The organism is Candidatus Enterococcus moelleringii, from assembly GCF_017377575.1.
GTDB classification, from domain to species: Bacteria; Bacillota; Bacilli; order Lactobacillales; family Enterococcaceae; genus Enterococcus_A; species Enterococcus_A moelleringii.
In genome coordinates, this window is sequence record NZ_JAFREM010000031.1 from 88,409 (window position 1) to 115,082 (window position 26,674).

Annotated in this window: 31 protein-coding genes and 1 other annotated feature; of the genes, 9 read left to right on the forward strand and 22 right to left on the reverse strand. The window is 40.8% G+C overall.

Annotated features, from left to right (window positions below; all coding sequences use genetic code 11):
• The first annotated feature begins 71 nt into the window (after window positions 1-71).
• Window positions 72-455: a hypothetical protein gene (locus JZO70_RS19115; RefSeq protein WP_207675286.1), complete on the forward strand. Its 384-nt coding sequence runs from the start codon at window positions 72-74 to the stop codon at window positions 453-455.
• A gap of 58 nt (window positions 456-513) precedes the next feature.
• Entirely contained in the window at window positions 514-1,050 is a 537-nt protein-coding gene (locus JZO70_RS19120; protein WP_207675287.1) for a DUF2922 domain-containing protein, read from the forward strand.
• Window positions 1,051-1,135: 85 nt separating this feature from the next.
• Here the strand turns inward: JZO70_RS19120 and JZO70_RS19125 are convergent, their stop codons facing one another.
• The 6 genes from JZO70_RS19125 to proB all read right to left on the reverse strand — a co-directional run bounded on the left by JZO70_RS19125 (window position 1,136) and on the right by proB (window position 8,363).
• Window positions 1,136-1,834, reverse strand: coding sequence for an LCP family glycopolymer transferase (locus JZO70_RS19125; protein WP_207675288.1), 699 nt, complete (start codon window positions 1,832-1,834; stop codon window positions 1,136-1,138).
• Window positions 1,835-1,948: 114 nt separating this feature from the next.
• Window positions 1,949-2,596 carry a pyroglutamyl-peptidase I gene (gene pcp, locus JZO70_RS19130; protein WP_207675289.1) on the reverse strand — a complete coding sequence of 216 codons (648 nt, stop codon included), beginning with the start codon at window positions 2,594-2,596 and terminating at the stop codon, window positions 1,949-1,951.
• An 11-nt stretch (window positions 2,597-2,607) separates the two neighbouring features.
• Complete coding sequence (locus tag JZO70_RS19135; protein WP_207675290.1) at window positions 2,608-3,552, reverse strand: DUF979 domain-containing protein; 945 nt, start codon at window positions 3,550-3,552, stop codon at window positions 2,608-2,610.
• Between the two features lie 12 nt (window positions 3,553-3,564).
• Window positions 3,565-4,245 (reverse strand): DUF969 domain-containing protein, encoded by a 681-nt coding sequence (locus JZO70_RS19140; RefSeq protein WP_207675291.1) that lies wholly within the window; start codon window positions 4,243-4,245, stop codon window positions 3,565-3,567.
• A gap of 47 nt (window positions 4,246-4,292) precedes the next feature.
• Window positions 4,293-7,538, reverse strand: coding sequence for a M14 family metallopeptidase (locus tag JZO70_RS19145; RefSeq protein WP_207675292.1), 3,246 nt, complete (start codon window positions 7,536-7,538; stop codon window positions 4,293-4,295).
• Between the two features lie 27 nt (window positions 7,539-7,565).
• On the reverse strand, window positions 7,566-8,363 hold the full coding sequence (gene proB, locus JZO70_RS19150; RefSeq protein ID WP_207675293.1) for a glutamate 5-kinase: 798 nt from the start codon (window positions 8,361-8,363) through the stop codon (window positions 7,566-7,568).
• 217 nt (window positions 8,364-8,580) lie between these two features.
• On the opposite strand from proB, the gene JZO70_RS19155 reads away from it, so the two are divergent.
• The gene (locus tag JZO70_RS19155) at window positions 8,581-9,144 is read left to right on the forward strand and encodes an HD domain-containing protein (protein WP_207675294.1); all 564 of its coding nucleotides are present in this window, start codon (window positions 8,581-8,583) and stop codon (window positions 9,142-9,144) included.
• Window positions 9,145-9,183: 39 nt separating this feature from the next.
• Here JZO70_RS19155 and JZO70_RS19160 read toward each other — a convergent pair whose 3' ends face one another.
• The 5 genes from JZO70_RS19160 to JZO70_RS19180 all read right to left on the reverse strand — a co-directional run bounded on the left by JZO70_RS19160 (window position 9,184) and on the right by JZO70_RS19180 (window position 13,981).
• A complete protein-coding gene (locus JZO70_RS19160) occupies window positions 9,184-11,109 on the reverse strand; it encodes a glucose PTS transporter subunit IIA (protein ID WP_207675295.1) in 1,926 nt (641 codons plus the stop codon).
• Window positions 11,110-11,121: 12 nt separating this feature from the next.
• A complete protein-coding gene (gene murQ, locus JZO70_RS19165; protein ID WP_207675296.1) occupies window positions 11,122-12,018 on the reverse strand; it encodes an N-acetylmuramic acid 6-phosphate etherase in 897 nt (298 codons plus the stop codon).
• Window positions 12,011-13,063, reverse strand: a complete 1,053-nt coding sequence (locus JZO70_RS19170; protein ID WP_207675297.1) for a DUF871 domain-containing protein — start codon at window positions 13,061-13,063, stop codon at window positions 12,011-12,013. Before JZO70_RS19170 ends, murQ begins: the two co-directional genes overlap by 8 nt.
• 152 nt (window positions 13,064-13,215) lie before the next feature.
• A complete protein-coding gene (locus JZO70_RS19175; RefSeq protein WP_207675298.1) occupies window positions 13,216-13,563 on the reverse strand; it encodes a hypothetical protein in 348 nt (115 codons plus the stop codon).
• 169 nt (window positions 13,564-13,732) lie between these two features.
• A complete protein-coding gene (locus JZO70_RS19180; protein ID WP_207675299.1) occupies window positions 13,733-13,981 on the reverse strand; it encodes a GlsB/YeaQ/YmgE family stress response membrane protein in 249 nt (82 codons plus the stop codon).
• 320 nt (window positions 13,982-14,301) lie between these two features.
• Between JZO70_RS19180 and JZO70_RS19185 the strand changes: the two genes are divergently transcribed.
• The gene (locus JZO70_RS19185) at window positions 14,302-15,636 is read left to right on the forward strand and encodes an amino acid permease (RefSeq protein ID WP_207675300.1); all 1,335 of its coding nucleotides are present in this window, start codon (window positions 14,302-14,304) and stop codon (window positions 15,634-15,636) included.
• Window positions 15,637-15,783: 147 nt separating this feature from the next.
• Here JZO70_RS19185 and JZO70_RS19190 read toward each other — a convergent pair whose 3' ends face one another.
• The gene (locus tag JZO70_RS19190; protein WP_207675301.1) at window positions 15,784-16,185 is read right to left on the reverse strand and encodes an organic hydroperoxide resistance protein; all 402 of its coding nucleotides are present in this window, start codon (window positions 16,183-16,185) and stop codon (window positions 15,784-15,786) included.
• A gap of 169 nt (window positions 16,186-16,354) precedes the next feature.
• Here JZO70_RS19190 and JZO70_RS19195 point away from each other — a divergent pair, with 169 nt between their 5' ends.
• Window positions 16,355-16,999, forward strand: a complete 645-nt coding sequence (locus JZO70_RS19195; protein WP_207675302.1) for a hypothetical protein — start codon at window positions 16,355-16,357, stop codon at window positions 16,997-16,999.
• Window positions 17,000-17,059: 60 nt separating this feature from the next.
• Here JZO70_RS19195 and rplL read toward each other — a convergent pair whose 3' ends face one another.
• The 4 genes from rplL to rplK all read right to left on the reverse strand — a co-directional run bounded on the left by rplL (window position 17,060) and on the right by rplK (window position 19,413).
• A complete protein-coding gene (gene rplL, locus JZO70_RS19200; protein ID WP_207675303.1) occupies window positions 17,060-17,428 on the reverse strand; it encodes a 50S ribosomal protein L7/L12 in 369 nt (122 codons plus the stop codon).
• 53 nt (window positions 17,429-17,481) lie between these two features.
• Window positions 17,482-17,982 carry a 50S ribosomal protein L10 gene (rplJ, locus tag JZO70_RS19205; protein WP_207675304.1) on the reverse strand — a complete coding sequence of 167 codons (501 nt, stop codon included), beginning with the start codon at window positions 17,980-17,982 and terminating at the stop codon, window positions 17,482-17,484.
• 43 nt (window positions 17,983-18,025) lie between these two features.
• Window positions 18,026-18,153, reverse strand: a sequence feature (ribosomal protein L10 leader region).
• 54 nt (window positions 18,154-18,207) lie between these two features.
• On the reverse strand, window positions 18,208-18,897 hold the full coding sequence (rplA, locus tag JZO70_RS19210) for a 50S ribosomal protein L1 (RefSeq protein WP_207675305.1): 690 nt from the start codon (window positions 18,895-18,897) through the stop codon (window positions 18,208-18,210).
• A gap of 93 nt (window positions 18,898-18,990) precedes the next feature.
• The gene (gene rplK / locus JZO70_RS19215; protein ID WP_207675306.1) at window positions 18,991-19,413 is read right to left on the reverse strand and encodes a 50S ribosomal protein L11; all 423 of its coding nucleotides are present in this window, start codon (window positions 19,411-19,413) and stop codon (window positions 18,991-18,993) included.
• A gap of 286 nt (window positions 19,414-19,699) precedes the next feature.
• On the opposite strand from rplK, the gene sdaAB reads away from it, so the two are divergent.
• Together sdaAB and sdaAA are read left to right on the forward strand one after the other, a co-directional pair.
• Window positions 19,700-20,371: an L-serine ammonia-lyase, iron-sulfur-dependent subunit beta gene (gene sdaAB / locus JZO70_RS19220; protein WP_207675307.1), complete on the forward strand. Its 672-nt coding sequence runs from the start codon at window positions 19,700-19,702 to the stop codon at window positions 20,369-20,371.
• 63 nt (window positions 20,372-20,434) lie between these two features.
• The gene (gene sdaAA / locus JZO70_RS19225; protein ID WP_207675308.1) at window positions 20,435-21,325 is read left to right on the forward strand and encodes an L-serine ammonia-lyase, iron-sulfur-dependent, subunit alpha; all 891 of its coding nucleotides are present in this window, start codon (window positions 20,435-20,437) and stop codon (window positions 21,323-21,325) included.
• 56 nt (window positions 21,326-21,381) lie between these two features.
• On the opposite strand, the gene JZO70_RS19230 is transcribed toward sdaAA, so the two are convergent.
• The 5 genes from JZO70_RS19230 to rpmG form a co-directional block, all read right to left on the reverse strand.
• A complete protein-coding gene (locus tag JZO70_RS19230) occupies window positions 21,382-22,479 on the reverse strand; it encodes a lactate oxidase (protein ID WP_207675309.1) in 1,098 nt (365 codons plus the stop codon).
• A 226-nt stretch (window positions 22,480-22,705) separates the two neighbouring features.
• On the reverse strand, window positions 22,706-23,575 hold the full coding sequence (locus tag JZO70_RS19235) for an alpha/beta hydrolase (protein ID WP_207675310.1): 870 nt from the start codon (window positions 23,573-23,575) through the stop codon (window positions 22,706-22,708).
• Between the two features lie 48 nt (window positions 23,576-23,623).
• Window positions 23,624-24,166 (reverse strand): transcription termination/antitermination protein NusG, encoded by a 543-nt coding sequence (gene nusG, locus JZO70_RS19240; protein WP_207675311.1) that lies wholly within the window; start codon window positions 24,164-24,166, stop codon window positions 23,624-23,626.
• A gap of 96 nt (window positions 24,167-24,262) precedes the next feature.
• Window positions 24,263-24,433: a preprotein translocase subunit SecE gene (gene secE, locus JZO70_RS19245; RefSeq protein WP_207675312.1), complete on the reverse strand. Its 171-nt coding sequence runs from the start codon at window positions 24,431-24,433 to the stop codon at window positions 24,263-24,265.
• A gap of 11 nt (window positions 24,434-24,444) precedes the next feature.
• The gene (gene rpmG / locus JZO70_RS19250; RefSeq protein ID WP_207675313.1) at window positions 24,445-24,597 is read right to left on the reverse strand and encodes a 50S ribosomal protein L33; all 153 of its coding nucleotides are present in this window, start codon (window positions 24,595-24,597) and stop codon (window positions 24,445-24,447) included.
• Between the two features lie 141 nt (window positions 24,598-24,738).
• On the opposite strand from rpmG, the gene cbpA reads away from it, so the two are divergent.
• Window positions 24,739-25,377, forward strand: a complete 639-nt coding sequence (gene cbpA, locus JZO70_RS19255; RefSeq protein WP_207675314.1) for a cyclic di-AMP binding protein CbpA — start codon at window positions 24,739-24,741, stop codon at window positions 25,375-25,377.
• 63 nt (window positions 25,378-25,440) lie between these two features.
• The gene (locus tag JZO70_RS19260; protein ID WP_430748904.1) at window positions 25,441-25,944 is read left to right on the forward strand and encodes a GNAT family N-acetyltransferase; all 504 of its coding nucleotides are present in this window, start codon (window positions 25,441-25,443) and stop codon (window positions 25,942-25,944) included.
• Window positions 25,945-25,988: 44 nt separating this feature from the next.
• On the opposite strand, the gene JZO70_RS19265 is transcribed toward JZO70_RS19260, so the two are convergent.
• Window positions 25,989-26,465, reverse strand: a complete 477-nt coding sequence (locus tag JZO70_RS19265; protein ID WP_207675315.1) for a QueT transporter family protein — start codon at window positions 26,463-26,465, stop codon at window positions 25,989-25,991.
• Between the last annotated feature and the right edge of the window lie 209 nt (window positions 26,466-26,674).

A 26,674-nucleotide genomic window follows, 5' to 3' on the forward strand; every position in this document is an offset into this window, starting at 1 on the left:
TTTGCATTTTTAAAAATCTAGTGTAAATTCTACCTATCGGCCGAAGATAAAATAAAATGGAGGAACTACTTATGGAAAAACAACCTTTTTCACCCCAAATGCTATTTAACTTAAAACTTGAAACTTTAGAACAAAGAATTACCGAGTATTATGAAGAATCCCAGGATGGCGCAACGACTATTCAACTACTTTTAGCTTTGCGGGTTCGCTATCAATTAGGAGCAGAAGAGTTTGACTTAGTCTTAAAAGATCTGGTCCATCATTTATTCACGCGTACCAAAGTCAGTCGCAGCATGAAGCGCTTTTTCTACTATTTTGTGGATTACTTTGAAGTTTTAGAATGGGAAAAATTGACCTTGAAGCTCTTCCCTGTCAGAAATTTTATTGAGAAAGCCAAATCAATCGTCAAGTCGCAAATAACCAAATTTTTGCCGACTGAAACGGCTGTACCTTGAGAAACGTCAATTATTACCTGTCACTTACACAATAATTTAACGAAAGGAGATTATCGAAATGATCAAACTAGTTAGCACTTTCCTAAATAGCGAGGGGAACAAACACACATTGAACGTGAAAGACCCTAATACTGAGAAGAGTCCTGAAGAGATCAAAGAAGCTTTAGAATTGCTGACAATTTTGGATATATTTGAAAAAGATGGCGTTGGTTTATTTCAAGAGGTCGTCAGTGCTAAATACGTGGAAACAATTGAAACACCGATTTTTAATGAAGAGAAATTATTTGGGGAACCAGATGAATCGATTGCTTTCAATCAAGCAAGTTTACAGCTGCCTTGGCAAAAACTGCCTACTGCTCCAGTGATGGCAGAACTTCCGGCTAACTATTTGATTCAAATTAATTTACCAGAACAAAGAACATTTTTAGAACAACAGACAAAATATTCAAGTCATGAACCACAGGTAGAGGTAACCGAGCCCTCTATCAAACGTATAAAATCCTACAATCGTATTAGAGAGCTGGCCCAACGAAAGATCAGGCGCACACTGAAAGAACGTCAACGCAAGAGTCCGCCTGATCCGCCAATTCATTAATTTCCCTACACCCGTCATGTTCCTTGACAACTGAATAATTCGCTAGTGTGTGTCGCAAGATAATGCTCTTGTACATCGGCTATTTCTAGAGCAGCCTCTGACGTATCTCTTTCACATTTTCGGTCATGTTCACCTTGTTTATTTGATAAGGAAATTCACCTGCCAGCTGATAAGTCCCTGGTACTGGAATAGTTAGCTTATCCATATGCGCGCTGCCTTTCGCTAGATAGCCAGCTCCCATTTTCAGCATATCTTTTAAGCTCAAGTTATTGCCAGAAAACTCTTTGACGGTGCCATAATTTTTCGTGATAGAAGATAATTTAGGACGAACTGTCTTTTGTTTCATTAAACGAATGACATCCTCTTGCCGTTCAAATACATCCAAACGACCGTCGTCATCAACTTGATAAGAAATATACGCATCTAATTCTTCAAGCGATAGACGCTGCTGTCCAGGGTTAAAGTGCTGATTGTTTTTTGCGGCGGTGAATTCTTTATAAACCGTAACAGGAATTTTCCCATCCGCTTCTAGACCGGCTTCTGCTACTGCACGCAGACTATCTGTTTTCTTCAAAATTAAATATTTTTGGACATCTAGTGAGAAAGCTTCGGAAAACAATTGAAGAAACTGTTCAATGGGTACTGTCATGTATAAATTTCCCAGTACAGACTTTCCTACAGGTAATTCAGGAGAAAAACGGGCCAAACGATTATTACCCTTTTTTAAATTGTAGAGAAAGAAGCTGGATTTTTCGTTATCGTCAAAGATAAATAAAACGTTCATTGCTGCACTTCCTTTCGAAGATTCTTACAGTATAAAGAATTGTTACTGGAAAAGCTATCCGTCAAAAGACCGAAAAAAAGACCTTGATCTATATTAGATCAAAGTCTAAGTTTCTTACATGATGGTTCCCATTGCAATATTTTCATCTTGGGTATTGCTGATAGCTGCCTCAATTGCTGCAGCCAGGGCTTGGCTGATAAGGTCAGCTGACATGCTTGGTGTGCCTTCAGGCAGTTCAGTCACTTGTTCTGGCAGATACGGAACGTGAATGAAGCCTCCTCGCATAGCCGGGTATTCTTTTTCTGCTAAGTACAGCAAACGATACATGATATCATTGCAGACAAAAGTACCTGCTGTGTAAGAAACACTCGATGGGATATTTTGCGCTTTTACGCTATTCACCATTGCCTTTACAGGGATGGTTGCAAAATAGGCATTTTTCCCGTCTTCGTGGATGGGCTGGTTTAAAGGTTGCTGTCCGTCATTGTCAGGAATACGAGCTTCCATCAAGTTGATGGCTACTTTTTCGATCGTAACTCCTGAGCGTCCGCCAGCTTGTCCAACACATAAAACGATATCGGGCTGGTGTTCCTTGATTGCAGCTTCTAACACTTCTCCGTCTTTTTTAAAGACAGTCGGAATTTCAATTTTGATGATCTCAGCATCTTGAATTGTTTCTGGTAATAGTTTCACTGCTTCAAATGCCGGGTTGATAGTTGCTCCGCCAAAGGGATCAAATCCGGTGATTAATACTTTCGTCATATAAATTCCTCCTATTTAAATAGAATCATATAGCTAATTTGAAAAACCAGGAAAACGACTGCTAACAACGCCTGATTTTTAATTACGCCAAAGCGGTCTTTCATTTCCAGCATTGCCACGGGAACGATATTGAAGTTCGCGGCCATCGGTGTACATAAAGTACCACAATATCCGCAGGTTAATGCAACCATACCGATTAATACTGGATCAGCACCATAAGCTAGAACGAATGGTCCACCTATACCTACCGTCATTACTGTAATAGCGGCAAAGGCATTTCCCATAATCATAGTGAACAGCATCATACCGATGGCAAACACGATAATCCCAACATTGACGTTGCCTTTGGGAATAACTGTTGCTACCATGCTGGAAATCACTTCACCAACACCAGCTGCTGTAAAGATTGCGCCTAAACTAGCTAGCAGCATCGGCAACATACTCAATGGTCCAACAGTCGACAGCATCCGTTCAGCATCATCTAAGAAAACGTGAGGTTTGTTTTCGTTGGAAAACAGCATTAAAATGATAATTGAAACACCCACGCCGACGCCAACACCTACTAAAGCACCCAGTGTTGTAAACAAAGCAAACAAAATTGCGCAAATCCCCATAGAAAGGGCAGGAATAAAAATCTTCATCCCAACTTTATCAGCCATTTTACGGGTAAATTCAACACTAGGAGTAGTATCTTTTCCTTTGCTGACTTTTTTCAAGATAGCTGGCAAGGTCATGATGATAACCAGTACACCATTAATCATTGGCGGAATCCAACGGCCAAACGTCAACACCAAACCTAATGAACACCAGAAAACGGCTGTTCCAATTGGGGTTGGATTTTCTTTATCTCTCGCATTTTTAATGCCCGTATATATGGAAATCAGTCCCATAATCATGTAGATGACTTCTAATAATTTTTCGCCTAACAGTACTTCTGGACTAGTAAAAAATGACATCCTGTTTCCTCCCTATTTTCCGTTACCATAATATTTTTTGAATAAACGTTTGTCTTTTAAGAAGTAGTATACAATTGCTAACACTACAGCAAAAATCGCTACCGGAATTTCAACCTTTGATAAATCAATCAGGTTGGTTTTGTACCCTAAGTCATCCAAAGTTGCTTGAACCAGAAGCGCTCCAGGTCCGCCGATAAACAACACTTGGCAGAAAAACCAAGCAATATTTTCCATACCAGAAGACATTCCTTTTAGTTCTTCGGCATAATCCTCGTCCACTTCTTTGCCTTTTGATTCGACTGTACCTAAAGCCATTGGCATGATAATTGGACGAACGAAGCCGGCAACGCCGCCAAAGCTGATGTTGAAGGCAGCGAAAATTCCTCGCATAATTCCATACGCCCCAATTACCGCCCCAGCAGAGGCGTTTTTGAACTTGCCGATTAAGGCCGCTGCCGATTCTTTCAAACCATTACGCTCAAGTGTTCCAGTAATCAGCATGATGATAATAAAAATAGCCATTGCACGGTTAGCAACAAAGCTTGTTCCTAATGTTGTCAGCAGTCCTTCAATTCCCAGACCGCCAACTAACGCTGTCACAATTGCTGCCGTTAAAATAATCAAGATTGAATCCTTTTTTAGTGCAAAACCGATAATAACAATCAGTATTCCTAAAAGCTTTAAATATTCCATGTGTTTTCCTCCATGATTTTCCTAATCTAATAAATTTATCTGCCTGCTTAGGCAATTATCGGCCGTAGCCGTGTGTGACAAAGTTCGAATGAATCATTGGTGAGTGCTGCTTGATGACGATAGGCCTTCCTCGCAGCTAAAAGCATATCAATTGTTGCCAAATCATGTACTAGATGGGTATTCGCACACAGCTTCAAATAATCTCCTTGAGCTGTTTCATCTGCCACCTCACTGGTATAAGCTGCTGACGTGATCCACGGAAAGCGAATCGACGGATATCGATGGGTCGGATCGGCTGCAAACTCAATCCAGTAATTAATCATTTCTTTGTAATACTCCGCTGGGAACATCTCAGGCAGCCATCGATGAGCATACGTTTCAAATTGTCTGGCCCATTCTAAGTTCCAACGACGCATTTCCGGCTGTTTCGCAATTGCTTCTGCAATCACATCCTCCAACTTTTTATTTAACGGACGATTCCAACGGTATTCCTCATCAGAAACCATCCAAAAATAGCCATATAATAAGGATCTTGGCAGCCAAAATCCTTTATACGAAGGTGAAGTGTAACCTGAAAATGGTTGTTCCCATTCATGGGTTGGTACCCCGTGATTGTCAATCATGATATCCGGCAGAAAGCGTTCATACAGTCTAGTCATCCCTAAAGCCTCAGGATGCTTTGTATCCAAATTGAAGTAGTCATAATAGAATTCTTTTCCCACTGCATTAAAGCGAGCAACGTGCAGCTTCCAATGTGGATTGTCTTGCTGCAATTCGTAATGAATCACTGCACCGTCAACATTTTCTAAAGGAACAACAACTAGATTTAATTGCTCCGCTGTCTCGTGATAATTTTTGTTCGTTAAAAGCTCTTTAATCAATAGGAAAGCACCGTTAGTGCCAGCTACTTCATTGGCATGGTGACGAGCATTAATAATCAACGACGGGTAATTAGTTAAGCGTTTGGTTCTAGAATGATAGCCTTTGGTTTTAGGCGCTAGTTCGATTGCATAAATTTCTCGACCTAAGTAAGAAGTCGCAATCCGATAAACGGATAGCTCTGGTACTTCTTTCAGCTGTTGGATGATCTCCAGATATTGCTCATAACCAATCACTTGATCTTCGTAAAAATCGACGGTTTCAATCTTTCTTGTTTGTTCAATTTGAACTTTTTCCGGTATCTCTGCATCAAAAGTATTCTCTCTGCCAATAAAAGTAATTTCTTTGAAGAAAGAAAAATCAAATCCTTGGGCTACCAGCCGCTGATTAAGTAATTCCGAGTATGCGAGCAGGACCGTATCATCGACCCCTTCGACCGCAATTTTTGCGGTGAGCCGTTGATCGCTGTAGCCAATTTCCTGTAAAAAGACAGAAATTTCTTCTCGTTTTTTCGGATGCTTGACAATAGAACCTTCGTTTAAAATCCTCGGCTCATTTGCTAATTGTTCCAACAAAGTGACTTTCAAAGTAGGCTTCCCGGTTCCTTGTTTGATTACCGGTAAGATAAGGCCTGGTTCTTCAAACATTTCTCCGCACACTTGATAGCCAAAATTTTTGAAATAGTCAGCCCCAGCGAAGTACAGATCTTCGTGCAAGGCATTCAAGCTGGAGATCATATCGTTGCGGCTAGGCAGCAAATGATCCGGTTCGCTTGCAATCACTTCAATTTTTAACTGAGCAAAGAAGGGCTGTTGTTCTTTAGATAACTCGCCCTCAGCTTTTTCTAAAACAAAAGCTTTACAGTCAACCAACACTTCACTCTGATAAAGATCCCAAATTTTTTCGACATCGGTGACGATTCGCTTTTCCAAAACGATCTCGCCATTTACCTTGGCTTGAAGTCTACCGGTTGGTGGATGAACTTTCCCTAAACCCGGATAAGCATCCAAATAGGGCCGCTCGGCGTAACTAGCTGCATAATGATCTTCAAAAATGACTTCTCCCTGCTGGTCCTTCGCGGAAATCAAGTAAGTAAGCGGTTCGTCCCCCTCATAAGTAGTAAACGCTACTTGCTCTTCACTAAGACCTAATTCACTGACTAATCTGTCTTGAATCGGATACAGCTCTTGGAGATAACGAATTGGCAGATCATTCCATTTTTCAGGGTCTTGACTATCTAAATTGTTATAACTGGGAACCGCACCTGATTCTGTGGTCCACTCAGTAAAACCTTCAGGCATAAACGGTTTAAAAGCGATGACTAATTTCTCAACAGCCTGATCCTTCAGTGCCGGAATAACATATTCGTCCATCCAAGAGTAACCTTGCTTATGAGCACAAACCAATTGGATATTGGTTAACTGAGCTCCCTTTCCAGCCACTTCTGCTGTGATTTCTTCCTTTAAAGATTTTCGGACTGCTTTTTCTTCACTTAGTACGCCGCTTATTTCCACTTGGTCAGCTGGTTTCAAAGTCGGATAAACTTCTTTAGCAAGATATTGGCAAAAATCGTCTACCTCCCAAGAAAGTTCATACTTCTTTTCGTATACCGGCTGCACATCCTTATAATTTTTAAAGGTTGTCTCTGGAAAATAGGCTTGAACTTCTTTCAAACATGAATGTATTTCTGGCGAAAAATAAGCAGTTGCTTTTTGTGACGACAGTGAGTGCAGATAGCTGAGCTGACCATCAAGATTCTTCATTAAGAAACCATCGGCAATATACTGAAGGTAACTGCTCCAAGTCTCAAAGGCTGAAAGCTTTGGAAAATGCTCACAAACCAGCGCTGAAAATTCTTCTAAGTCTGTCCCTTGTCCCTGAACAACTAATATCGTTCCATCTCTACCTGGTTCTTCTTTTATCAGACACTCCGCTGATTCACGGAATACCAGTGCGTTCCCGCTGGTATACTCTTTAGCTAACAGCCAATCATCAATCTGAGTTGTTTCCATGCCAAAACGAAAAGCAAAATTACAGGCAGCAATTAAGATCGATGGACTAGCGGCCACTGGAAGAACCAGCTTAAAATCTAGCTTATCTGGCAATTGATCGAGATTTTCATCTTTCAAATAGGTTCCCGTTTGAAAGAGTGTTTCTAAGCCCTTTTTGCTGCGCCAATCAAAGCTTGGAATCGGCTGAGCGTGATCTGAAGCCGCCTGATAGTCTTCAGGCAACAACTGTGAATACTCTGAAAAATGAGCGAACAACTTTTTCTCGTCTGCGGAAACTTCTTCATCGCCAGTCAGAGAAGCTATCGGAAATGTTGCTGATTCACTGGAAAAACCTTTCACTAATGCTGCTTGAATCAACATTTTTTGCTCTTGCCAGCTAGTGTTTGTTGGTACTTTTAACATGGGCTTCCTCCATTCCATACTCAATGACTACTTTTGAAATAAGGTTCCTACTTCTTCACCTTTTAGAATGTTGAAAATAACTGTCGGCTCCTTGCCATTAGCTAAAACCATCGACAAGCCAGCCGACAACGCTGCATCAGCTGTTTTCAATTTACTGTGGATACCTCCGCGACTATAAGGGCCGCTTTGTGTGCTGGATGAAGCAAGCAACTGACTGTCCACTTCTCTAAGATGTTGCAGCAGCTCTGCGTCTTCGTTATGTACTGGGTTGTCAGAGTATAAGCCTTCTACGTCGGAAAGCATGATGAATAAATCTGCCTTCATCAGTAGTGACACATTTAAAGCAACCTCATCATTATCCTCAAATTGACGTTGCTGATGCACTTCATCAATTGATACTGCATCGTTTTCGTTAATGATGGGCACCACTCCGGAAGCCAATAATTGCTTGATCGTTTCAGCAAACGTTTGACGACTTTCAGAAAAATCTAAAATATCTCGTGTAAGCAGCAGTTGACCGACCTGTTTACCATAATCGTCAAAAGCTTCTTGGTAGGCTTGGATCAGCAATGTTTGTCCGACAGCTGCACTAGCCTTTTGTTGAGAAACGGTAAGTGGTGCTTCGGCGAATCCTAATTGTGTTCGGCCAATCGCCACTGCTCCCGACGAAACAAGAATGACCTGCTTTTTTTGTCTCATTAGTTCTGCGATTACAAAAACCAATTGCTGCATAACCGAATAATTGATGGTTCCATCAGCAGAGATTAGTGCACTTGTGCCGATCTTTACCACAATTACAGTTGCTTTCTGGATATCTTTTCTCATATACACACCTTATTTTTAAAAGGAAAAATCCTCTTTTATTCTTGCTTTAGTCGACAGTTCCAAAGAAATGATTCAAAAATCCCAAGCAAAGTTCACTTAAAAATTGAATTTTCTGAAACTTCAGAACGGCGTTTCAACATTTTACTAGAAATGGCCATTCAAATCAATACCTATTTTCGTCAACATGTTAAAATGGAAACTAAATAGGAGGTTACTTATGGACAACCAAGCAGAAATAATCAATCAAATTCTTCATTTCATCTCAGAAAGTGAACAGTTAAAAGAGACCGAACGTTTCGCGTTTAAAACCGACGGAGAGGCTGAATCGACAGCTGAACATACTTGGCGGCTTAGCCTGTTCGTCGCTTTGTTTTGCTCTTTTTATCCTCACTTGAATAAGGCTGAAGCTTTAGAGATTGCTTTGATTCACGATTTAGCCGAATTAAAAACCGGTGATATTCCCGCAATCGATCAAGTAGATGCCCAAAAGAAAGCTGAACAGGAAACCTTAGCTTTTAACAGTCTGACAGCTGTTTTACCTGCAGAAATGGCCACTCACTACGATCGTCTTTTTTTGGACTATCAATTAGGAAGAACCGAAGAAGCTCGCTTAGTAAAAGCGTTAGATAAGGCTGAAACCATTTTGCAGCATGTTCAAGGCAAAAATCCCCCGGACTTCAATTACCAGTTCAATCTGGATTATGGAAAAGAATATTTTTCCGATCCTTTCTTAAAAGATTTACGAAGGATACTGGATCAGGCTACTTCGGATAAAATTTAAAAGAAGGGACGTAAAAACGAATTTTACGTCCCTTGTTCTTTAAATTGTAGTAGCCTTCATGACTTCTACGCCAGAAAGTACCTCGCCTTTTTTCTCCAAAGCATGTGAAGATACATGATCCATATTAGTAATCATCACCAGCATCGAAGTTCCCTTACCGGCTTGCTTAATCGCAGCTAAGTCAACGTCCGCCAACAAAGTATCGCTTTGCAATGATTGACCTTCTTGAACATGGATATCAAAAGGTTTTCCTGCTAAATCTACAGTATCAATTCCCATATGCAAAAGTACTTCCAAGCCACTATCAGTGGTAATCCCAATCGCATGTTTTGTCGGGAAGATAGTTGAAACTTTTCCTTTTACCGGAGAGTAAATTTTACCATCCTTTGGTTCGATGAAATAGCCGTCACCCATCATTTTTTCAGCAAATACCGGATCACTTGCTTCTTCCAAAGGATGAATTGATCCTGCAGCCACCGAGCTGAAAATTTCAGTTGTTACTGATTCAGTCGTTGTCATTTCTTTAGCAGCTTTTTCTTCTGCTAATTTTTCTTTCGGAATACCAAAGAAGAAAGTTGCGACAAAACCACCGGCATAGGCTGCTAATAAGCCTAAGACGTAGCCCCACCAGCGACCGTTAGCAATTAACGGAATTAATGCTGCACCTGAAGGACCCACAGCGATTGATCCTACTCCGCCGATCGCTCCAATGACCGCACCACCGATACCTCCGCCAATACAAGCAGTAATAAACGGACGACCCAGCGGTAATGTGATTCCGTAAATTAAAGGTTCACCAATTCCTAAGATCCCCACCGGCAAAGCACCTTTAATCATTTCGGAAAGCTCTTTGTCTTTGCGCAAACGAACCCACAAAGCTAAAGCGGCTCCGACTTGTCCAGCACCCGCCATTGCCAAAATTGGCAGCAGCAGCGTGCTTCCTGTTTCATTAATCATTTGAATATGAATAGGTGTCAAAATTTGATGCAAACCAAACATGACCATTGGTAAGAACAGCAATCCTAAAACAAAACCAGAGAAGGCCCCGCCGATATTCAACACCCAAGTAATCCCACTAACCATGTTGTTGGAAATAAAACCCGCCAACGGCATAATTAGAAAAATTTCAGCTAAACCAATCACTAATAAAGAGATGGTCGGCGTGATAATTATATCAAGAGAATCAGGAACGACTTGGTGCAATTTCTTTTCGACAATTGATAATAACCAAACGGCGAAAATGACTCCTAAGATCCCACCTTGACCTGCCGACAACGGTTCGCCGGTAAACAAGTTCATTAGGGGCGCCTCGGGATTCATACCCGTTAACATTACAACGGCACCAATAACCCCACCCATTGTAGGATTCGCGCCAAACACCCGTGCCGCATTCACACCAGTGTAAATTACCAAGTAGCTGAACAAACCATTTTTCAGGATGTTCATTACATCCAGATACTGCTGCCAAACCGCTGCATCTAATGTTCCAGCAGTGATCATATTCGTAATGACCGAAGCAATACCAGCTACAATCCCAGTTCCAACAAAAGCTGGAATCATCGGTACGAAGATATTAGAAATATCCTTTAAAACTCTCTTCATCCGTGATGGTTTCTGTTTAGCTTTTTGTGCCGCCTTCATTTCTTCCGCTTTTGCTTGTACCTTATCTTTACCACCAAATGATGCTTCAGGAAGATCTTCACCTAACTCTACACCAGCTATATCCACCATTGCTTGGGCAACTTTATTTACTTTTCCTGGACCAATAATTACTTGCAGCTGTTCGTCATCCACCACGCCTAAGACACCAGGGATTTTCTGCAGCTGCTCTTTATTTACTTTATTCTCGTCTCGGATGGTCATCCGTACGCGCGTCATACAGTGAACGACATTTTGGACGTTGTCCATGCCGCCTGCACCGGAAAATATTTCTTTCGCTAATTCATTTAAAGATAAATCGGCCATTGTTTTAACTCCTTATAATGTTTTTCTGACAAAGCCATCTGCTTTGTTTAGTTTTTGCTGGGCTGTTTCTTTGTCGCTTTGAGTCAAGATCATCACAATTGCCAACTTCACATTTTGCTCCGCTTCAACAAAATAAGCGGCTGCTGTTTCGTAGTCAACCTCGGTTGCTTCCATAATAATCCGTTTAGAACGTTCAACTAATTTTTCATTGGTTGGTTTCACATCAATCATCAAATTGTTATAGACTTTGCCGATACCAATCATGCTGATGGTTGAGATCATATTTAGAATCAGTTTTTGCGCTGTTCCAGATTTCAAGCGGGTAGAACCGGTTAAGAATTCCGGTCCACAATCCACTTCAATCGGATATTGGGCATGACGGCTAACTTCAGCATTCTTATTGCATGAAATTGAGCCCGTAGAAGCGCCCACTGAACGGGCATAATCTAGTCCACCGATCACATACGGCGTCCGTCCGCTGGCAGCTATACCGATCACCATATCATTTTCATTTAACGCTAATTGCTCCAGATCTTCCTGTCCTAGTGTCAGCGAATCTTCAGCACCTTCTACAGCCACGGTCATCGCCTCGCTGCCGCCGGCAATTAACCCAATAACTAATTCCGGGCTAACGCCAAAAGTAGGAACGCATTCAGCAGCGTCTAAAACACCTAACCGGCCACTTGTTCCAGCACCCATATAGATCAGACGACCACCTTTTTTAAAAGATTGGATCGTTTGCTCAATCACGCCTTCAATCTCCGGCAAAGATTCAGCTACAGCAGCTGGAACATTCCGGTCTTCCTGATTCATTAAATCTAACGCCTCAGCAACTGACATTTCGTCCAAGCCAAAGGTTTTTTCATTTCTCCGTTCTGTAGTTAAATTATCTAAATTCAAACTATTCATGATTTTCTACACTCTCCAAAATAAATTTCGTACCTGCTTGAATCGCTGACAACAGTGAGCGATCCTTCTCAATAACTCGTCCTACCACGTTTACTTTTTCGTCGGCGGACAATGGACGTTTAACTACCTGAATTTCTCCCATGTATCTCAGGTATTCTACATTATCTATCGTCACCATGCCAACCTCGCGTTTTTGCGCTGGTAAAGCTAGGACAGACGACGGCTGATTAAAACGTGCATCAGCACTTCGGATGACATCACGAGCCTCATCCATTCGATTTTTGTGATTGCCAAGAACCAGCTCAATCTGTTCATCGTAGGGCTCAACCTGTAATAAAACTGTTTGCTCCTCGTTATACAAAGCAAACTGCTTTTGTGTTCCTGCTGCTAAATCACCGTCCCCAATATAGACTAAATCCACATTCAAATCTAGTGCAGCACTTAGCGGATGCTGGTGACGATGATTTTCCAAGGTTGGCAATCCTTCATAAAGCGGGCCACGCTTTTCACCGTCGCCAGGAACAAATGCCTGGATGGTAAATCCCCATTGCTTCAACCATTGATTCTTTTCATCAAACCAAGTTTGATCCAAACCAGTCTCAGGTCGCGGGTAATAATTGTGCCAAGCCTCTAAATTAGTAAAATTCGCTTGATACTTTTGTAGTTCTTCCACATCTTTTTCAGATATGGTGGATGCATTCAAGGCCACGGTTACTTGATGTGAAGCTTCAGCGATCTGTTTAGTGGTAATTCGATCGTCCATCCTTAGACCAGTCACACCAATTTCCTTTAATTCATTGATTCTTTCTAAAGAAAAACCCGCAGCTTCTAAAGCGTTTCCTGAAATGTCTACCATCAGATTCAACTGAAGGTCTTTGGCTATTAAGCCTAATTGCTTTAGTCTGACTTGATACATTTCGGGATTCTCTTCCGGGATATGCAGCGAAGTGAATATTCCTGAGAACCCAATTGATGCCATTTTTTTAATATAAGTACTTTTCTGTTCTGTCATTTCTTCTGTAAGGAAGATAGAAAAGCCAAACATACTATCCCTCCAATTCCGCTGTAAGCGTTTCATGATGATAGTATAACTTTAATTCGTTTTTTGCGCAATACTATTCCACAAATTTTATCATCTTAAAGAAATTGCATTTCTCTAAACAACAAAAAAAGAACCTCTTTGCAGAGATTCATTTTCTATTCCTCGATTATTTGCGTTTGTTCGTGCATGTCTACTAGTTCTTCATAAACCTCAAGATCACTAGATTCCTGGACTTCCGTATCAATCACTTCCTGATATTCTTGTGAGAGTTCACTACCAACTTCTTGAGCAACTTCACTATTAGGGTCCAAGGGATCTTCAATCGGTACCCATTCAGGGCTAGGTTCAGTATGGTCGTATTCCATATTCAGGTTTGCCTGATATTCTTCTTCTGTGATATCACCGTTTTCAAAGCTTTCTTGAAAGGCCAGTGTCCGTTTTTCTACTTCAGCTTCTTTCGCCTTCCGTCGTTCAAAATCTTCTGTCCAATTCTCATCTAACATGGTGGTTCCTCCTTCAATAAGCTGATTTCGTGTAAAATAATTACTTGAAATTCTGCTGATTATCTTCCGATTAGTAGAAGAATCAAATGACCCTTCTTTATAAAAAGCCGGCACGTCTGTTGAGGGCATGCCGGCTGATTTGTTATCTCAATTCAAGTGGTACTCTTTGTTACGCGTTACTTCTACCAAGAAAAAAGGAAACAACTGCTACAACGATGATTGCTCCAATAATGGATGGAACAAGAGCCATTCCAGCAAGTGAAGGTCCCCAAGAGCCTAATAGTCCTTGGCCGATAGCAGAACCAACTAGTCCAGCTACAATGTTAGCGATCCAGCCCATCGAGCCGCCGCGATTTGTGATAGCACCTGCAATAACGCCAATAATAGCACCTACGATTAATGTCCATAGCCAACCCATAGTTCTTCAACCTCCCTCTATTTAATATTTATTACACTGTTTATGTTACTCGCTCTTTCAAAAATGCGCGAAGAATATGCTTGAAAATAAAAATACTATTAGAAAATTGACGTTTTTATCCGCCGATTTGAAAGCCTAAATACTTAGAAAACACTAAAGTTCTACAGCCTTTTGCAGAAATGATTATTGCTTAAAAACCGTGTGAAAATTTTCTAAAAATAATTTCATAGAGCTGGATTATTTTGTATGATCTGCTATTATTGGTGAAACTTTCAGAATATTTTAAATCTATCGAATATTCAATGAAAAGAGGATGCTTTATGGAAAACAAATTACAAAAACAAATGACTTCACGTCATATTACGATGCTTGCCTTAGGCGGAGCGATCGGTGCCGGTCTTTTCAAAGGCAGCGGTGAAGCGATTGGTATCGCCGGACCTTCTGTCTTGCTGGCCTTTCTTTTAGGAGGTCTTGTCTTATTTATTGTAATGAGCGGATTAGGCCGATTGGTAATCGCCAACGACAATGTTCATGGTCTCTCAGGAATTATCGAACCCTTTTTAGGTGAACGATCTGCCGATTTTATTGATTGGTTGTATTGGTCTTTATGGATGATCAATATCATTGCCGAAGCAGTCGCGGCAGCCAGCTTCCTGCAATTGTGGTTTCCGCATGTTCCAGCCTGGCTGTTTGTCTTCTTTCTGGCAATTTTAACAACCTTGATCAATTTGTATTCAGTTAAGCTTTTTGCCGAAACGGAATATTGGCTGGCTTTTGCTAAAATTACCGTTATTGTTTTGTTGATTATCTTTGGTCTTTTTCTAATCGGACAAGAAATACACGCGGTGGGTGTTTTGCCTACCTTCCAAAGAATGAATGCCCACGGTGGATTTACTCCCCATGGCCTTAAGGGATTAGTTAGTTCTTTACTAGTGGTTATTTACTCTTATGGCGGTTCGGAGCTAATTGCAATTACCGTTAGTGAAACAGAAGATCCGAAAACAGCCATTCCTAAAGCAATTAAAGGGGTTATGGGTAGAATTATCTCGTTTTACATTATACCCATGCTGCTGCTTTTGATTATTTACCCTTGGAATATGTTGGCTCACAGCAATGTCAGTCCGTTTGTTTTAGTCTTTGAAAAACTGCATATCCCTTTTGCCAGCGATATTGTGAACTTTGTGATTGTCTTGGCACTATTCTCATCCATTAACTCCGGGGTCTATGCTTCATCACGCACCCTTTATTTTCGCTTAAAGGATGCTAAGGGTGTTTCAAAAGGTTTAGCCGTTCTTAACAAACATCAAGTTCCGCAACGAGCAGTACTGTTCTGCACCGGAACACTGTATATTGGAGTAATTCTGTCCTACTTTTTAGGAGATAAACTTTTCAATTACTTAGTAGGTTCATTATCTTATTCTGTGTTGCTCACTTGGCTGATGATTACCTTCGCCGCTTTTGTACTTGCCAGAAAAAAAGGCACGAAAGCCGAAATTATTTTTAGCGGTCTAGCGATATTGGTATTGCTGTTAATCCTTGTGGGTATCCTATTAAGCAACCCGCTCAGTGTAACACTCATGACCGCGGCAATTTACTTGATTATTCTGTTAAGCTATCAATCAAAACATTATCGAACTCAGACCGATCACTCATAATAGGAAAGAAGCCTGACAACCAACTGCTCGTAAAGAGCACTCATTTGTCAGGCTTCTTCTCTATTCAATTAATTATGGTAAATCAGCAACCTGCTCTAAAGGAAGAGCTGCATGTTGAATATAGCACTGATTTTCCGCTTTATATATTTAAACCAATTCTACTTCTACTTCGATGCTTCCACGAGTGGCTTTTGAGTAAGGACAAAATTCGTGGGCTTCTTTTACAATGGTCTCTGCCTGTTTTGCTTCAATTCCTGGCAATGAAACTTCTAAAATCACACCAATTTGAAATCCACCGTCTTCTGTTTGATAAAGCGATACCCGTGCTTTGACCTCAGAATCAGATTCCAACTGATGTTCTTCCAACATGTGTTGAACTGCTCCATTAAAACAAGAAGCATAACCCGCAGCAAATAATTGTTCAGGATTAGTCCCTTCAGCATGGATAGAAGGCGGCTCTATTTTCATGTGCATTTTTCCGCCCGGAGCCTCAACATCACCATTTCTTCCGCCATGATTGATCATAGCTGTTTCATACAATTTTTTCATTTGACATCTCCCTCTCTAATTTCAGTCTATAGCTATTCAATGAAGAATACAATGAACTTGCCTACAAATAACAACCAGCTTATCCTCCAACGACAGCTGAGGATAGATAGAAATCATTTTTGTAATTTTTAAAGGTTTGTTATACTAAAATCGAAAGGTGGCGTAATCAATGAAAAAAACAATAGCTTTACTCTTATTTACTTCTATTTTACTAGCAGGTTGCGGGGGTAATACAGAGTCTTCAACCGACAGTACACAAACAGTGGAAACGAATCAAAGTTCCAAACTAAGCAGTTCAACCCGCACACAATCAACTGCATCTTCTACTTCAAACAGTAAAGAAACCTCTGAAAGTACATTCGCTGCAACTTCAGAAACAAAAGACACGACTGAACCAAGCGCCAATGAAGCAGCTAATACGAATGCTTATCCTTATCAAACAGAATTACCAGGAGTAACCGTCTTTCGCTTTCGCGGAATGAATGTTCCTGATTCAGTAACCGTTGATCCAGCTCAAGGCAATGTTACTATTAATAATGGTAATACTGCATCAAGCTACAGTATGTCGATACAAAATGTTCCAACTAGAGAAATTCGCGTTTTTTCTGCTGACAATAATCAAATCAGAACAGTCAGTGTAAATACCGCCTTGCAAATCGGCGGGCGCTTATCTGGGGATGGGCAGCGAGATTTTGGCAATGACACGTTCTACTTATTCCGCAACAGAAACGGCGGTCTTTCGTTAGTCACTCCAAATTACGCGGGAAACGTAATGCCTGAGGATACTGATGTCATGCAAGAGGTTTTACAATAAAATGAATGCATACAAAAAGAGCTAGCACCTTTACAGGAACTAGCTCTTTTATTATCGCAATTATTTAACAGTTACAGTTGCGCCAACTTCTTCAAGAGATGCTTTTAATTCTTCAGCTTCGTCTTTAGAAATGCCTTCTTTAACTGGTGCAGGAGCGCCGTCAACTACAGCTTTAGCTTCTTTCAAGCCTAGGCCAGTTGCTTCACGAACTGCTTTGATAACTTTAACTTTTTGATCGCCAACAGCTGTTAACTCAACAGTAAATTCTGTTTGTTCTTCAGCAGCAGGACCTGCAGCAGCGCCAGCAGCAGCTACAGGAGCAGCAGCAGATACGCCAAATTCGTCTTCGATAGCTTTAACTAAGTCGTTTAATTCTAGGATTGTCGCGCCTTTTAGCTCTTCGACAATGTTTTCAATGTTCAATGCCATTTTAAATTTCCTCCATAATGTATGTTTTTTTAGTTTGTATTCTTATGCAGCGATTAAGCTACTTCTTCTTCTTTTTCTGCTACTGCCTTGACAGCGTAAGCCACGTTGCGGACTGGCGCTTGTAGGACAGATAAAAGCATAGATAGAAGACCGTCGCGGTTTGGAAGTTTTGCAAGAGCAGTAATTTCTTCAAGAGAAGCTACCTTGCCTTCAATGATCCCGCCTTTGATTTCTAATGCATCAGCTTCTTTAGCGAACTCGTCGATAATTTTAGCTGGAGCAACAACATCTTCATTACTGAATGCTACGGCTGTAGGACCAGTAAAGACTTCTCCTAAACCTTCAAGACCTGCTTTTTCAGCGGCACGAGATAGGATAGAGTTTTTGATGACTTTCATTTCAACGTTAGCGTCGCGTAGTTGTTTACGTAGACGAGTTACTTGATCTACAGTTAAACCACGGTAATCAACGATAACGACTGAAGCTGCTGCGCTGAATTTTTCTGTGACTTCATCAACGATAGCGGCTTTTTTAGCGATTGCTACTTCACTCATTTATATTTCACCTCCTGATTTTGATGGAAGGGATTTTCTTATAAAACTACAAAAAAATACCCTATGCCACCGTAGACATAGAGGGACAATTGAATGTTCTCCAATAAATGTCCTCGGTAGGAAATTAAGACTTGCGTCACCTACTGTCTTCGGTACAGTTAATTATTAACCTCGACTACCTTACCATAGGTTCGGCAGTCGAGTCAATCATTAATTTAAAAAATTTTACATAGATGCTTGGTCAACGTGGATCCCAGGACCAAATGTAGTAGTCACTGTGATGTTTTTGATGTATTGACCTTTAGCTGTTGAAGGCTTAGCTTTTACTAAAGTATCATTGATTGTTTTGAAGTTTTCGATTAACTTCGCATCGTCAAATGAAACTTTTCCAATTGGTGCATGGATGTTTCCAGCTTTGTCTACACGGTAAGTTACTTTACCAGCTTTTACTTCTTCAATCGCTTTAGTAACGTCCATAGTAACAGTACCTGTTTTAGGGTTTGGCATTAAGCCTTTAGGTCCTAATACACGTCCTAATTTACCAACAGTAGCCATCATATCTGGTGTTGCAACAACAACGTCAAAGTCGAACCATCCGCCTTGGATTTTTTGTACCAAGTCGTCGTCACCGACAAAATCAGCGCCAGCTGCTTCTGCTTCTTTAGCTTTTTCGCCTTTAGCGAATACTAAAACAGATTGTGTTTTACCAGTTCCGTTTGGCAGTACAACTGCTCCACGGATTTGTTGGTCTGCTTTTTTAGGGTCAACGCTTAATTTGTATGCTACTTCAACAGTTGCATCGAATTTTGCGATATTTGTTTCTTTAGCCAAAGCTACTGCTTCTTCTACAGAATATGCTTTTGAGCTGTCAACTTTTTTTAATGCTTCTTGCATTTTTTTGGTTTTTTTAGCCATTTTGTTTCCTCCTTATGTGGTTATAACGGTAGAACCTCCCACGTGTTTTGATCTTTCAATCAAGAGACGACTGAGAAGCTGTAGGTTCAGGAATTAATCGACAGTAATTCCCATGCTTCTTGCAGTTCCTTCAACCATGCGCATTGCTGCTTCTACATCAGCTGCGTTTAGGTCTTCCATCTTCAACTCAGCGATTTCTTTTACTTGGTCGCGAGTAACTTTTGCAACTTTTGTTTTGTTTGGTTCGCCTGAACCTTTTTCAACGTTTGCTGCTTTTTTCAATAATACAGCAGCTGGTGGTGTTTTTGTAACGAAAGTGAATGAACGATCTTCGTATACAGAGATCACTACTGGAATGATCAAACCTGCTTGATCAGCGGTACGGGCATTAAATTCTTTTGTAAAGCCCATGATGTTGATACCGGCTTGACCTAGTGCAGGACCTACTGGGGGAGCTGGTGTTGCTTTCCCTGCAGGAATTTGCAATTTAACTAGTTTTTCTACTTTTTTTGCCACGAGACATACCTCCTTGAGTCCGTGATGTGGTTAATTGGAGATAAAGATTTCTCCTCCCACTTGGTACAGCGTGCAAAAGGCACACTAGAGTATGATAGCAAACTCCTCGCATAATTTCAAGAACTTTTCAATTTTCAGACAATAAATATTTTCTTCACAAACACTTCCTATACGATTAGAATAACAGAATAAAATGCTAATTTACCTATGTACCGGGCCTCTTTGTGTTAAACTATAATCGAATTGGTAACGAATTTATAGTAGACAATCAAGGAGGTTTTAAATAATGGAAAACTTAAAGTATCGTAGCGTTTTTGATATCATCGGCCCTGTTATGGTCGGACCCAGCAGTTCACATACCGCAGGTGCTGCACGAATTGGCAAAGTCAGTCGCATGATCTTTGGCGAAAAACCAGATTCAGTTGAAATTGATCTGTACGAATCATTTGCTAAGACCTATCGCGGACACGGGACTGATATTGCCTTAGTCGGTGGACTTTTAGGAATGAATCCAGATGATCCTCGCCTATCTGAATCCTTGAAGCTGGCTCATGAAGAAGGCATTGAAGTCTTGTTTGTTCCAAAAAAAGAAAAAGCCAAGCACCCAAATTTGGTGACTATGCATTTGAAAAAAGGTAAATACAAAATGTCAGTAACGGGGATATCCATTGGCGGCGGCAATATTCAAATATCGGAATTGGACGGCTTCAGTATTTCCTTATCCATGGGAACACCTACCTTTATTGTTGTCCATGAGGATGTACGCGGTTTATTAGCCCAAGTCTCAGCAGTAATTTCAGACGCGGGAATTAATATAGGTACCGTGACTATGACCCGCCAGAAAAAAGGCGACAACGGTATTTTAGTCTTGGAGGTTGACGACAAACCTTCCGATAACTCCACCAAAGAAAAACTACGCTCGCTGGATCATGTATTTGGTGTGACCTATTTTGATTAAGGATAAAACGATTAGAAAATTTTGAAAAGAAAACGGCAGTTTAGATTATAAGGAGGCAAGAATATGTTTCTTTCGATAAAAGAATTGGTAGAACAAGCACAAAGCTATCCTACGATAGGTGAATTAATGATTGCAACAGAACAAGAACTTACTGGCCGCAGTCGTGAAGAAATTATTGAACTGATGGAACGTAACTTGGAAGTCATGGCTGATTCCATTGATGAAGGAATTGCTGGTGTAAAATCTGTGACTGGAATTACCGGCGGTGACGCTAAACGGTTGAATGAGTATCTCGATTCGGGTAATTTCCTAAGCGGCGACACGATTTTACGGGCAGTCCGCAACGCAGTGGCCGTAAACGAAGTTAATGCTAAGATGGGCCTAATTTGCGCGACGCCTACTGCTGGTAGCGCCGGTGTCGTAGCGGGCGTACTGATGGCCGCCCGGGAAAAATTGAATCTGACTCATGAAGAGCAATTAGACTTTCTGTTTACAGCTGGTGCCTTTGGCTTAGTCATCGCTAACAGTGCCTCTATTTCAGGTGCTGAAGGCGGCTGTCAAGCCGAGGTTGGTTCAGCCAGTGCAATGGCGGCGGCAGCCTTAGTCGCAGCCAACGGCGGAACACCGCAAATGGCGGCTGAAGCAGTTGCCATTACTTTAAAGAATGTGATGGGCTTGATTTGTGATCCAGTAGCTGGATTGGTTGAAGTCCCTTGTGTAAAACGCAATGCCATGGGGTCTTCCCAGGCATTCATCTCAGCCGATATGGCTTTAGCCGGTATCCGCAGCGTAATTCCGCCTGATGAAGTGATTGAAGCAATGTACAAAGTTGGTCGGGCAATGCCTTCCATTTTCAAGGAAACCGCTGAAGGCGGCGTAGCAACTACACCGACAGGTTTGCGTTTAAGTAAAGAAGTTTATGGCGAGACTCCTGCTGAAGAACAGCCTGTATAAATAAAAAATGAACCGTTGATCGGCTTAATCGCCTGCATCAACGGTTCATTTACTTTTTACATTAGTTTCGTATTTTTCACTTCATCAATTGTTCGAGTCCCCGCTAATTGCATAGTAATCGACAATTCTTTGTTTAAGTGATCAAACACAGAAGTAACCCCTTCGGCTCCGCCAAGATTTAATCCATAAATCACTGGACGGCCAATTGCTACTAAATCTGCGCCGCTGGCTAAAGCTTTAAAGACATGTTCTCCCCGACGTACACCACTATCAAATACGATTGGCACACGTTTGTTTACTACACCGGCAATTAATGGCAATACATCAAAGGATGCAGGCCCGCCATCTAATTGACGACCCCCGTGATTAGAAATCCAAATACCATCTGCTCCGGCACTAATAGCGACTTCCGCATCTTCAGGGGATTGAATTCCTTTTACAAAAACTGGCAAGTTCGTCAGATCTTTGATTTTCTTAATATCTTCAGGCACTAATCCTTGTTTTGCTGCAGCGTAAATTTCAGCAATCCCTTTGCCTTCACCGTCGCCGGCAGCGTCTTTTTCACTATAAGCTGCCAAGTTAGGCATTGGTAGTGGGAATTCGAAGTGATTAATAATATCTTCTTCACGATATCCGCCTAAGGTAGAATCAGCGGTCAAGATGATCGCTTTGGCACCCGACTTAACGGCCTTTTCTAGAATAAATTCATTAAAGCCGTCATCTTTACTCATATATAATTGGAAAAATTGCGGCGCATTTGGTGCTGCGGCCGCTGCATCTTCAATTGTTGTATTGGCATAAGTACTAATGGAGAAAATAGACCCAGCAGCAGCTACCCCTTTGGCAGTGTCTGATTCACCTTTTTCATGTGCCAAACCTTGAGCAGCTGAAGGAGCTTGAATGATTGGTGTCTTCAAGTCAATATCCCAAAGCTTGGTACTTAAATCAGCATGGTCAATTCCACGTAATACTCTTGGCATAATTGATTTTTTATTGAAAGAAGCAGTGTTTTCTTTCATTGTCCATTCATCTTCGGACCCGCCGCGAATATAGCCGAACGCACCTTTATCCATACGTTCTTTTACTCGAGCCTCTAATGAAGCGATATTAACAATCTCGATTGGATGTTCTTCGTTGCTTGCTTGATAAGTCATCGTAAGACCTTCTTTCTTTTTAGTACGACAACATACTACTACTCTTACAAAATGTAAGCAAACATTTTTACTCGAAGACGAATTAATCCAAAATAATATCCACCGTTTCTTCCGGCGACAGCTCCCCATTAGCAATTTTCAAATAAGGACACTTGGGGAACTTTTTAATCCCCCCTCCTTACCATACAATCGCTGCTTTGATAGTTAGCCATCAAAGCAAATAAACTCATTTTCTCGGCTCCCACAACTCCTCAGCAATTTTTTTATCCACCGCCAAGTTCTCATGTAATTGACTATGTTGAGCCTTTGGTCCTGTGTACACTTGTTGCTCTACAGGGATGCTGTTTTCCTTTAATAAAGAATAAACGGAAAGTGCACTAGTTGTCGGAACAGTTTCATCATTCAAAGTAGTCTCATTCAACTTACCAGCTAGTAGAAGTATCGATAAATTCTCAGGTATATTAGAGACACCGTTCTGATAATCCATATACCGACTAGCTTTCTGCGTCGGACCACTTTCCAGCAGATTTTCTACGGTTTGTTCATCCGAGGTGTCAACAAGATCATTGAAGGGTGAGCCAATTGCAATCAGTTTAACCACTTTGGCAGCATCCTCGGGTTCTCCATAAGTGGTCAAGTAGCGCAAAGAGCTGACTCCGCCCATCGAATGACCCACGATGTTAGTTTGATCTACTCCTTGATTTTTCAAATACTTCAGCACCGTATAAATCCAATCTGTTTGGTTCCATTCATTATTGGTATTGTCAGCGAACAATACTTGAACCATCGGATTACTATTTGAGTGACTGAAACTACCATCCACTTGCAGCGTTCCGTCTGCTTGAACGGTAATAACTAATTCCTTTTTTGCCAATTGCTGACCTTCAAAGCGACTAATCATCCCGCCAAAGGAATTGACTGTACCGCTATAACCATGAATAAATAAAGTTGGGGTTGCAGTCTTTTTTAAAGTTTCAGTTGAAATAGTCGTTTGTTCACCTCTGCTGGATACCGTAGTTTGTCTATCATTCCGTTGGCATCCGCTAATTAAAAGCAGTCCAATTATCAATATAACTCCAGCAATAAATTTCTTCATCCTATCCCACCTATCAAAAAAAGCCAAGGCAAAATGCCTCAGCTGGTTTTAAATCTTGTCAATTTGATCGAAATCTAATTCCGTACTTGTTTCACGGCCAAACATATCAATGTTGGCTTTAACTTTTTCACGCTCTTCGTCAATTTCAGTAACAACACCCTCAAGGCCAGCAAAAGCCCCCTCGATGATCTTCACTGTTTCGCCAAGACCAACTTTTAATTCATGTTGACGCGTGCTCATACCTAATGAACGTAAAATGTGATTAATTTCTTCCGGCATCAATGGTGCAGGCTTACTTCCAGCCCCGTGAGAACCAACAAAGCCTGTTACGCCTGGTGTATTACGAACGACGTACCAAGAATCATCTGTCATCACCATCTCTACTAGGACATAACCTGGGAAAGTTTTGTGAACGATCTCTTTTTCTTTACCGTTCTTGATTTCTTTTTCTTTTTCTTCCGGAACAACCACGCGGAAAATAAAGTCTTCCATTCCCATACTTTGTGCTCTAGATTCAATGTTTGCTTTTACCTTGTTTTCATAGCCGGAATACGTATGCAGTACATACCACTGTTTCTCAAAAGATTCCATTTTTGTCCATCGGCTCCCCGTTCTAAAATAAAAAAACCTCAGATACCTAAGGTTTTTTCTCAAAGACAGTATAGCATGCTTTTTTAAACTTGGCTACTAGCGAATGACTAAATTAATCAATGCTTGAATCGCTGTATCCATAATGAAAAACATAGCAGCGAATAAAATTGCTGTTTCAATGACTACTAATGAGTCATGACGCAACTGTTTTTTTGACGGCCAAGTAACCAACTTCATCTCTTCTCTGACACCACGTAAAAACTTCACCAATTTTCCTCCTATTTTGTTTCCTTATGCAGCGTATATTTACCACAATGTTTGCAAAACTTATTAATTTCTAAACGCTCTCCGCGTTTGCCTTCACTGACAGACTTGCTGTAGTTTCTAGAACCACATACTGTACAGGCTAGAGCCGCTTTCTTCGTAGCCATAGCGAACCTCCTTACAAAAACTCACATCGTAACATTATCATCTAAACCCATTTCTGTCAATCGAACAAAAATTAATTACCTTTATGAGAAGGAATATGATAGTATAATGAAAGAACGAATCGATTATTGGAGGGCGTTTTAATGTTATTAGAAAGTCTAGTTTATCCCAAGAAGGATTTAACTACGATTACAGAATCGGCGACACTGCAAGAAGCTTTAGACATCTTGGAAGAAACCGGTTATCGTTGTGTTCCGATTCTAGATGAAAGCAAACAAATCTTTCGGGGAAACATCTACAAAATGCACATTTATCGCCATAAAGCCAATGGCGGAGATTTACACTTGCCTGTTACACATCTATTAAAAAATGCAACCAAGTTTATTTCCATTAATACTTCTTTTTTCAAAATTTTCTTCACGATTAAAGAGTTGCCGTATATCACGGTGTTGGATGAAAACAATCATTTTTATGGCATTTTAACTCACAGCACATTGCTAAGCATGCTGTCACAATCTTGGAGTGTCAAAGCTGGAAGTTACGTTTTAACCATCGTATCTTCAGGCAAAAAAGGCGAATTAGCCGTGATGACCAAAATTATTTCAAAATTCTCCAGCATTGCCAGCTGCATTACTCTAGACGTTGGTAAAGATTTGCAAGGGCGAAGAACCTTGATTACTTTGCCGAACGGGGTAGACGAACAAAAACTTGCGGCCATTGTTGAACATCTGGAACGCAAAAATTTCGAAGTAAGAGAAGTTGAAACACTAAGCTTGCATTAATTAACAGAGGTACTGAGTATATTTCATATTCAGTACCTTTTTATTTAAGGAAAGGCGGGTATTATGATGGAATGTACCCTTAGGGAATGGCGTTTAGAAGACGCTAAAGAATTGGCAGCTCTTCTGAACAATCAAAAAATTCAAGCAAATTTGCGAGATGGCCTGCCCTACCCTTATCGCAAGACGGATGCTGAGGAATTTATTTTGACCACTTTACTTACCAATCGGGAACTTTCTTTAGCAATTGTGGTTGAAGATAGAGTCATTGGAAGTATCGGTGTCTTTCGCCAGGAGAATATTCATGTTCGCACGGCTGAAATCGGCTATTATCTTGGAGAGCCTTATTGGGGAAAAGGTTTGGGGACCGCTGCTTTGAAACAAATCTGCCAGTATATTTTTGAAACGACTGATATTGTTCGACTCTTCGCTGAACCATTTTCTGATAATATCAGCTCCTGCCGCATATTAGAAAAAGCTGGCTTCCAACTAGAAGGGTCTTTAAGAAAAAGTGTCTTTAAGAACGGCGAATTCAAGGATCAGCAAATGTATTCCTTAATTAAGGAATAACTATACAAAAATCCCCCGGTCAAATCAGGCCGGGGGCAATCTCACTAAAGTGTTTTGTTGAAATTCAGACGTTGATCCAAATAATACATCAGCGGTGCAGAAACAGTCATAATGATTGCTTCACTAACTGCCAACCAGCCATAAGTTACCCAGAAAGGCAGTCCTGCTGTTAAATAAAGCATTGCTGCAATAAGTGCCATACTCACACTAAAAAATAAAGTATTCAATACTAGACGAACCTTCACATTCTTTACCTTATTTTGCAAAAGTGCTGTCAAGCTCAGGGCGATTAGTGTTTGAGCGCCACCAAAAACCACATCTAAGATTCCCATACCAAAAAGTGCGTTGTAGATAACCACTCCACCGAATACGCCCCATAAATACTTCCGGTTGAATACCACTAAATGATTCAAACTTTCAGAAATACGAAACTGAATGGGCCCAGAAGCAACTGGTGAAACTAAAATAGTCAAGGCTAAATACAAAGCCATCAAAATACCATTCGTTATCACAATGTTCATTCTTTTTTTCTCTGCTATATGCAATGTTTCCCCTTCTTTCTCCAAGTTTTGTTGACGCGGGATGGTTGATGAACCGCGGGTAAATCCTGAACAATCATACTTTTTTTCTCAAAGTAAGTCAACTCTTCCATATAAAAAAATAAATTTGGCGCATAATGATGTTTCAATCGCAGAACGTCTGTTATAATTAGCTCCTGAAAGGAACGAAC

What these genes read in the sequence shown, in the direction of transcription:
- JZO70_RS19265 (WP_207675315.1), bottom strand. Translation starts at nt 26,465, where the DNA reads ATGAACATTGTGATAACGAATGGTATTTTGATGGCTTTGTATTTAGCC.
- JZO70_RS19155 (WP_207675294.1), top strand. Translation starts at nt 8,581, where the DNA reads ATGGACAACCAAGCAGAAATAATCAATCAAATTCTTCATTTCATCTCA.
- JZO70_RS19120 (WP_207675287.1), top strand. Translation starts at nt 514, where the DNA reads ATGATCAAACTAGTTAGCACTTTCCTAAATAGCGAGGGGAACAAACAC.
- JZO70_RS19115 (WP_207675286.1), top strand. Translation starts at nt 72, where the DNA reads ATGGAAAAACAACCTTTTTCACCCCAAATGCTATTTAACTTAAAACTT.
- sdaAB (WP_207675307.1), top strand. Translation starts at nt 19,700, where the DNA reads ATGGAAAACTTAAAGTATCGTAGCGTTTTTGATATCATCGGCCCTGTT.
- rplL (WP_207675303.1), bottom strand. Translation starts at nt 17,428, where the DNA reads ATGGCATTGAACATTGAAAACATTGTCGAAGAGCTAAAAGGCGCGACA.
- rplA (WP_207675305.1), bottom strand. Translation starts at nt 18,897, where the DNA reads ATGGCTAAAAAAACCAAAAAAATGCAAGAAGCATTAAAAAAAGTTGAC.
- nusG (WP_207675311.1), bottom strand. Translation starts at nt 24,166, where the DNA reads ATGGAATCTTTTGAGAAACAGTGGTATGTACTGCATACGTATTCCGGC.
- JZO70_RS19260 (WP_430748904.1), top strand. Translation starts at nt 25,441, where the DNA reads ATGATGGAATGTACCCTTAGGGAATGGCGTTTAGAAGACGCTAAAGAA.
- JZO70_RS19135 (WP_207675290.1), bottom strand. Translation starts at nt 3,552, where the DNA reads ATGTCATTTTTTACTAGTCCAGAAGTACTGTTAGGCGAAAAATTATTA.
- rpmG (WP_207675313.1), bottom strand. Translation starts at nt 24,597, where the DNA reads ATGGCTACGAAGAAAGCGGCTCTAGCCTGTACAGTATGTGGTTCTAGA.
- JZO70_RS19145 (WP_207675292.1), bottom strand. Translation starts at nt 7,538, where the DNA reads ATGTTAAAAGTACCAACAAACACTAGCTGGCAAGAGCAAAAAATGTTG.
- cbpA (WP_207675314.1), top strand. Translation starts at nt 24,739, where the DNA reads ATGTTATTAGAAAGTCTAGTTTATCCCAAGAAGGATTTAACTACGATT.
- JZO70_RS19160 (WP_207675295.1), bottom strand. Translation starts at nt 11,109, where the DNA reads ATGGCCGATTTATCTTTAAATGAATTAGCGAAAGAAATATTTTCCGGT.
- JZO70_RS19125 (WP_207675288.1), bottom strand. Translation starts at nt 1,834, where the DNA reads ATGAACGTTTTATTTATCTTTGACGATAACGAAAAATCCAGCTTCTTT.
- proB (WP_207675293.1), bottom strand. Translation starts at nt 8,363, where the DNA reads ATGAGAAAAGATATCCAGAAAGCAACTGTAATTGTGGTAAAGATCGGC.
- rplJ (WP_207675304.1), bottom strand. Translation starts at nt 17,982, where the DNA reads ATGAGTGAAGTAGCAATCGCTAAAAAAGCCGCTATCGTTGATGAAGTC.
- JZO70_RS19140 (WP_207675291.1), bottom strand. Translation starts at nt 4,245, where the DNA reads ATGGAATATTTAAAGCTTTTAGGAATACTGATTGTTATTATCGGTTTT.
- murQ (WP_207675296.1), bottom strand. Translation starts at nt 12,018, where the DNA reads ATGAATAGTTTGAATTTAGATAATTTAACTACAGAACGGAGAAATGAA.
- JZO70_RS19230 (WP_207675309.1), bottom strand. Translation starts at nt 22,479, where the DNA reads ATGACTTATCAAGCAAGCAACGAAGAACATCCAATCGAGATTGTTAAT.
- JZO70_RS19170 (WP_207675297.1), bottom strand. Translation starts at nt 13,063, where the DNA reads ATGTTTGGCTTTTCTATCTTCCTTACAGAAGAAATGACAGAACAGAAA.
- pcp (WP_207675289.1), bottom strand. Translation starts at nt 2,596, where the DNA reads ATGACGAAAGTATTAATCACCGGATTTGATCCCTTTGGCGGAGCAACT.
- sdaAA (WP_207675308.1), top strand. Translation starts at nt 20,435, where the DNA reads ATGTTTCTTTCGATAAAAGAATTGGTAGAACAAGCACAAAGCTATCCT.
- JZO70_RS19235 (WP_207675310.1), bottom strand. Translation starts at nt 23,575, where the DNA reads ATGAAGAAATTTATTGCTGGAGTTATATTGATAATTGGACTGCTTTTA.
- JZO70_RS19180 (WP_207675299.1), bottom strand. Translation starts at nt 13,981, where the DNA reads ATGGGTTGGCTATGGACATTAATCGTAGGTGCTATTATTGGCGTTATT.
- JZO70_RS19185 (WP_207675300.1), top strand. Translation starts at nt 14,302, where the DNA reads ATGGAAAACAAATTACAAAAACAAATGACTTCACGTCATATTACGATG.
- JZO70_RS19190 (WP_207675301.1), bottom strand. Translation starts at nt 16,185, where the DNA reads ATGAAAAAATTGTATGAAACAGCTATGATCAATCATGGCGGAAGAAAT.
- JZO70_RS19175 (WP_207675298.1), bottom strand. Translation starts at nt 13,563, where the DNA reads ATGTTAGATGAGAATTGGACAGAAGATTTTGAACGACGGAAGGCGAAA.
- JZO70_RS19195 (WP_207675302.1), top strand. Translation starts at nt 16,355, where the DNA reads ATGAAAAAAACAATAGCTTTACTCTTATTTACTTCTATTTTACTAGCA.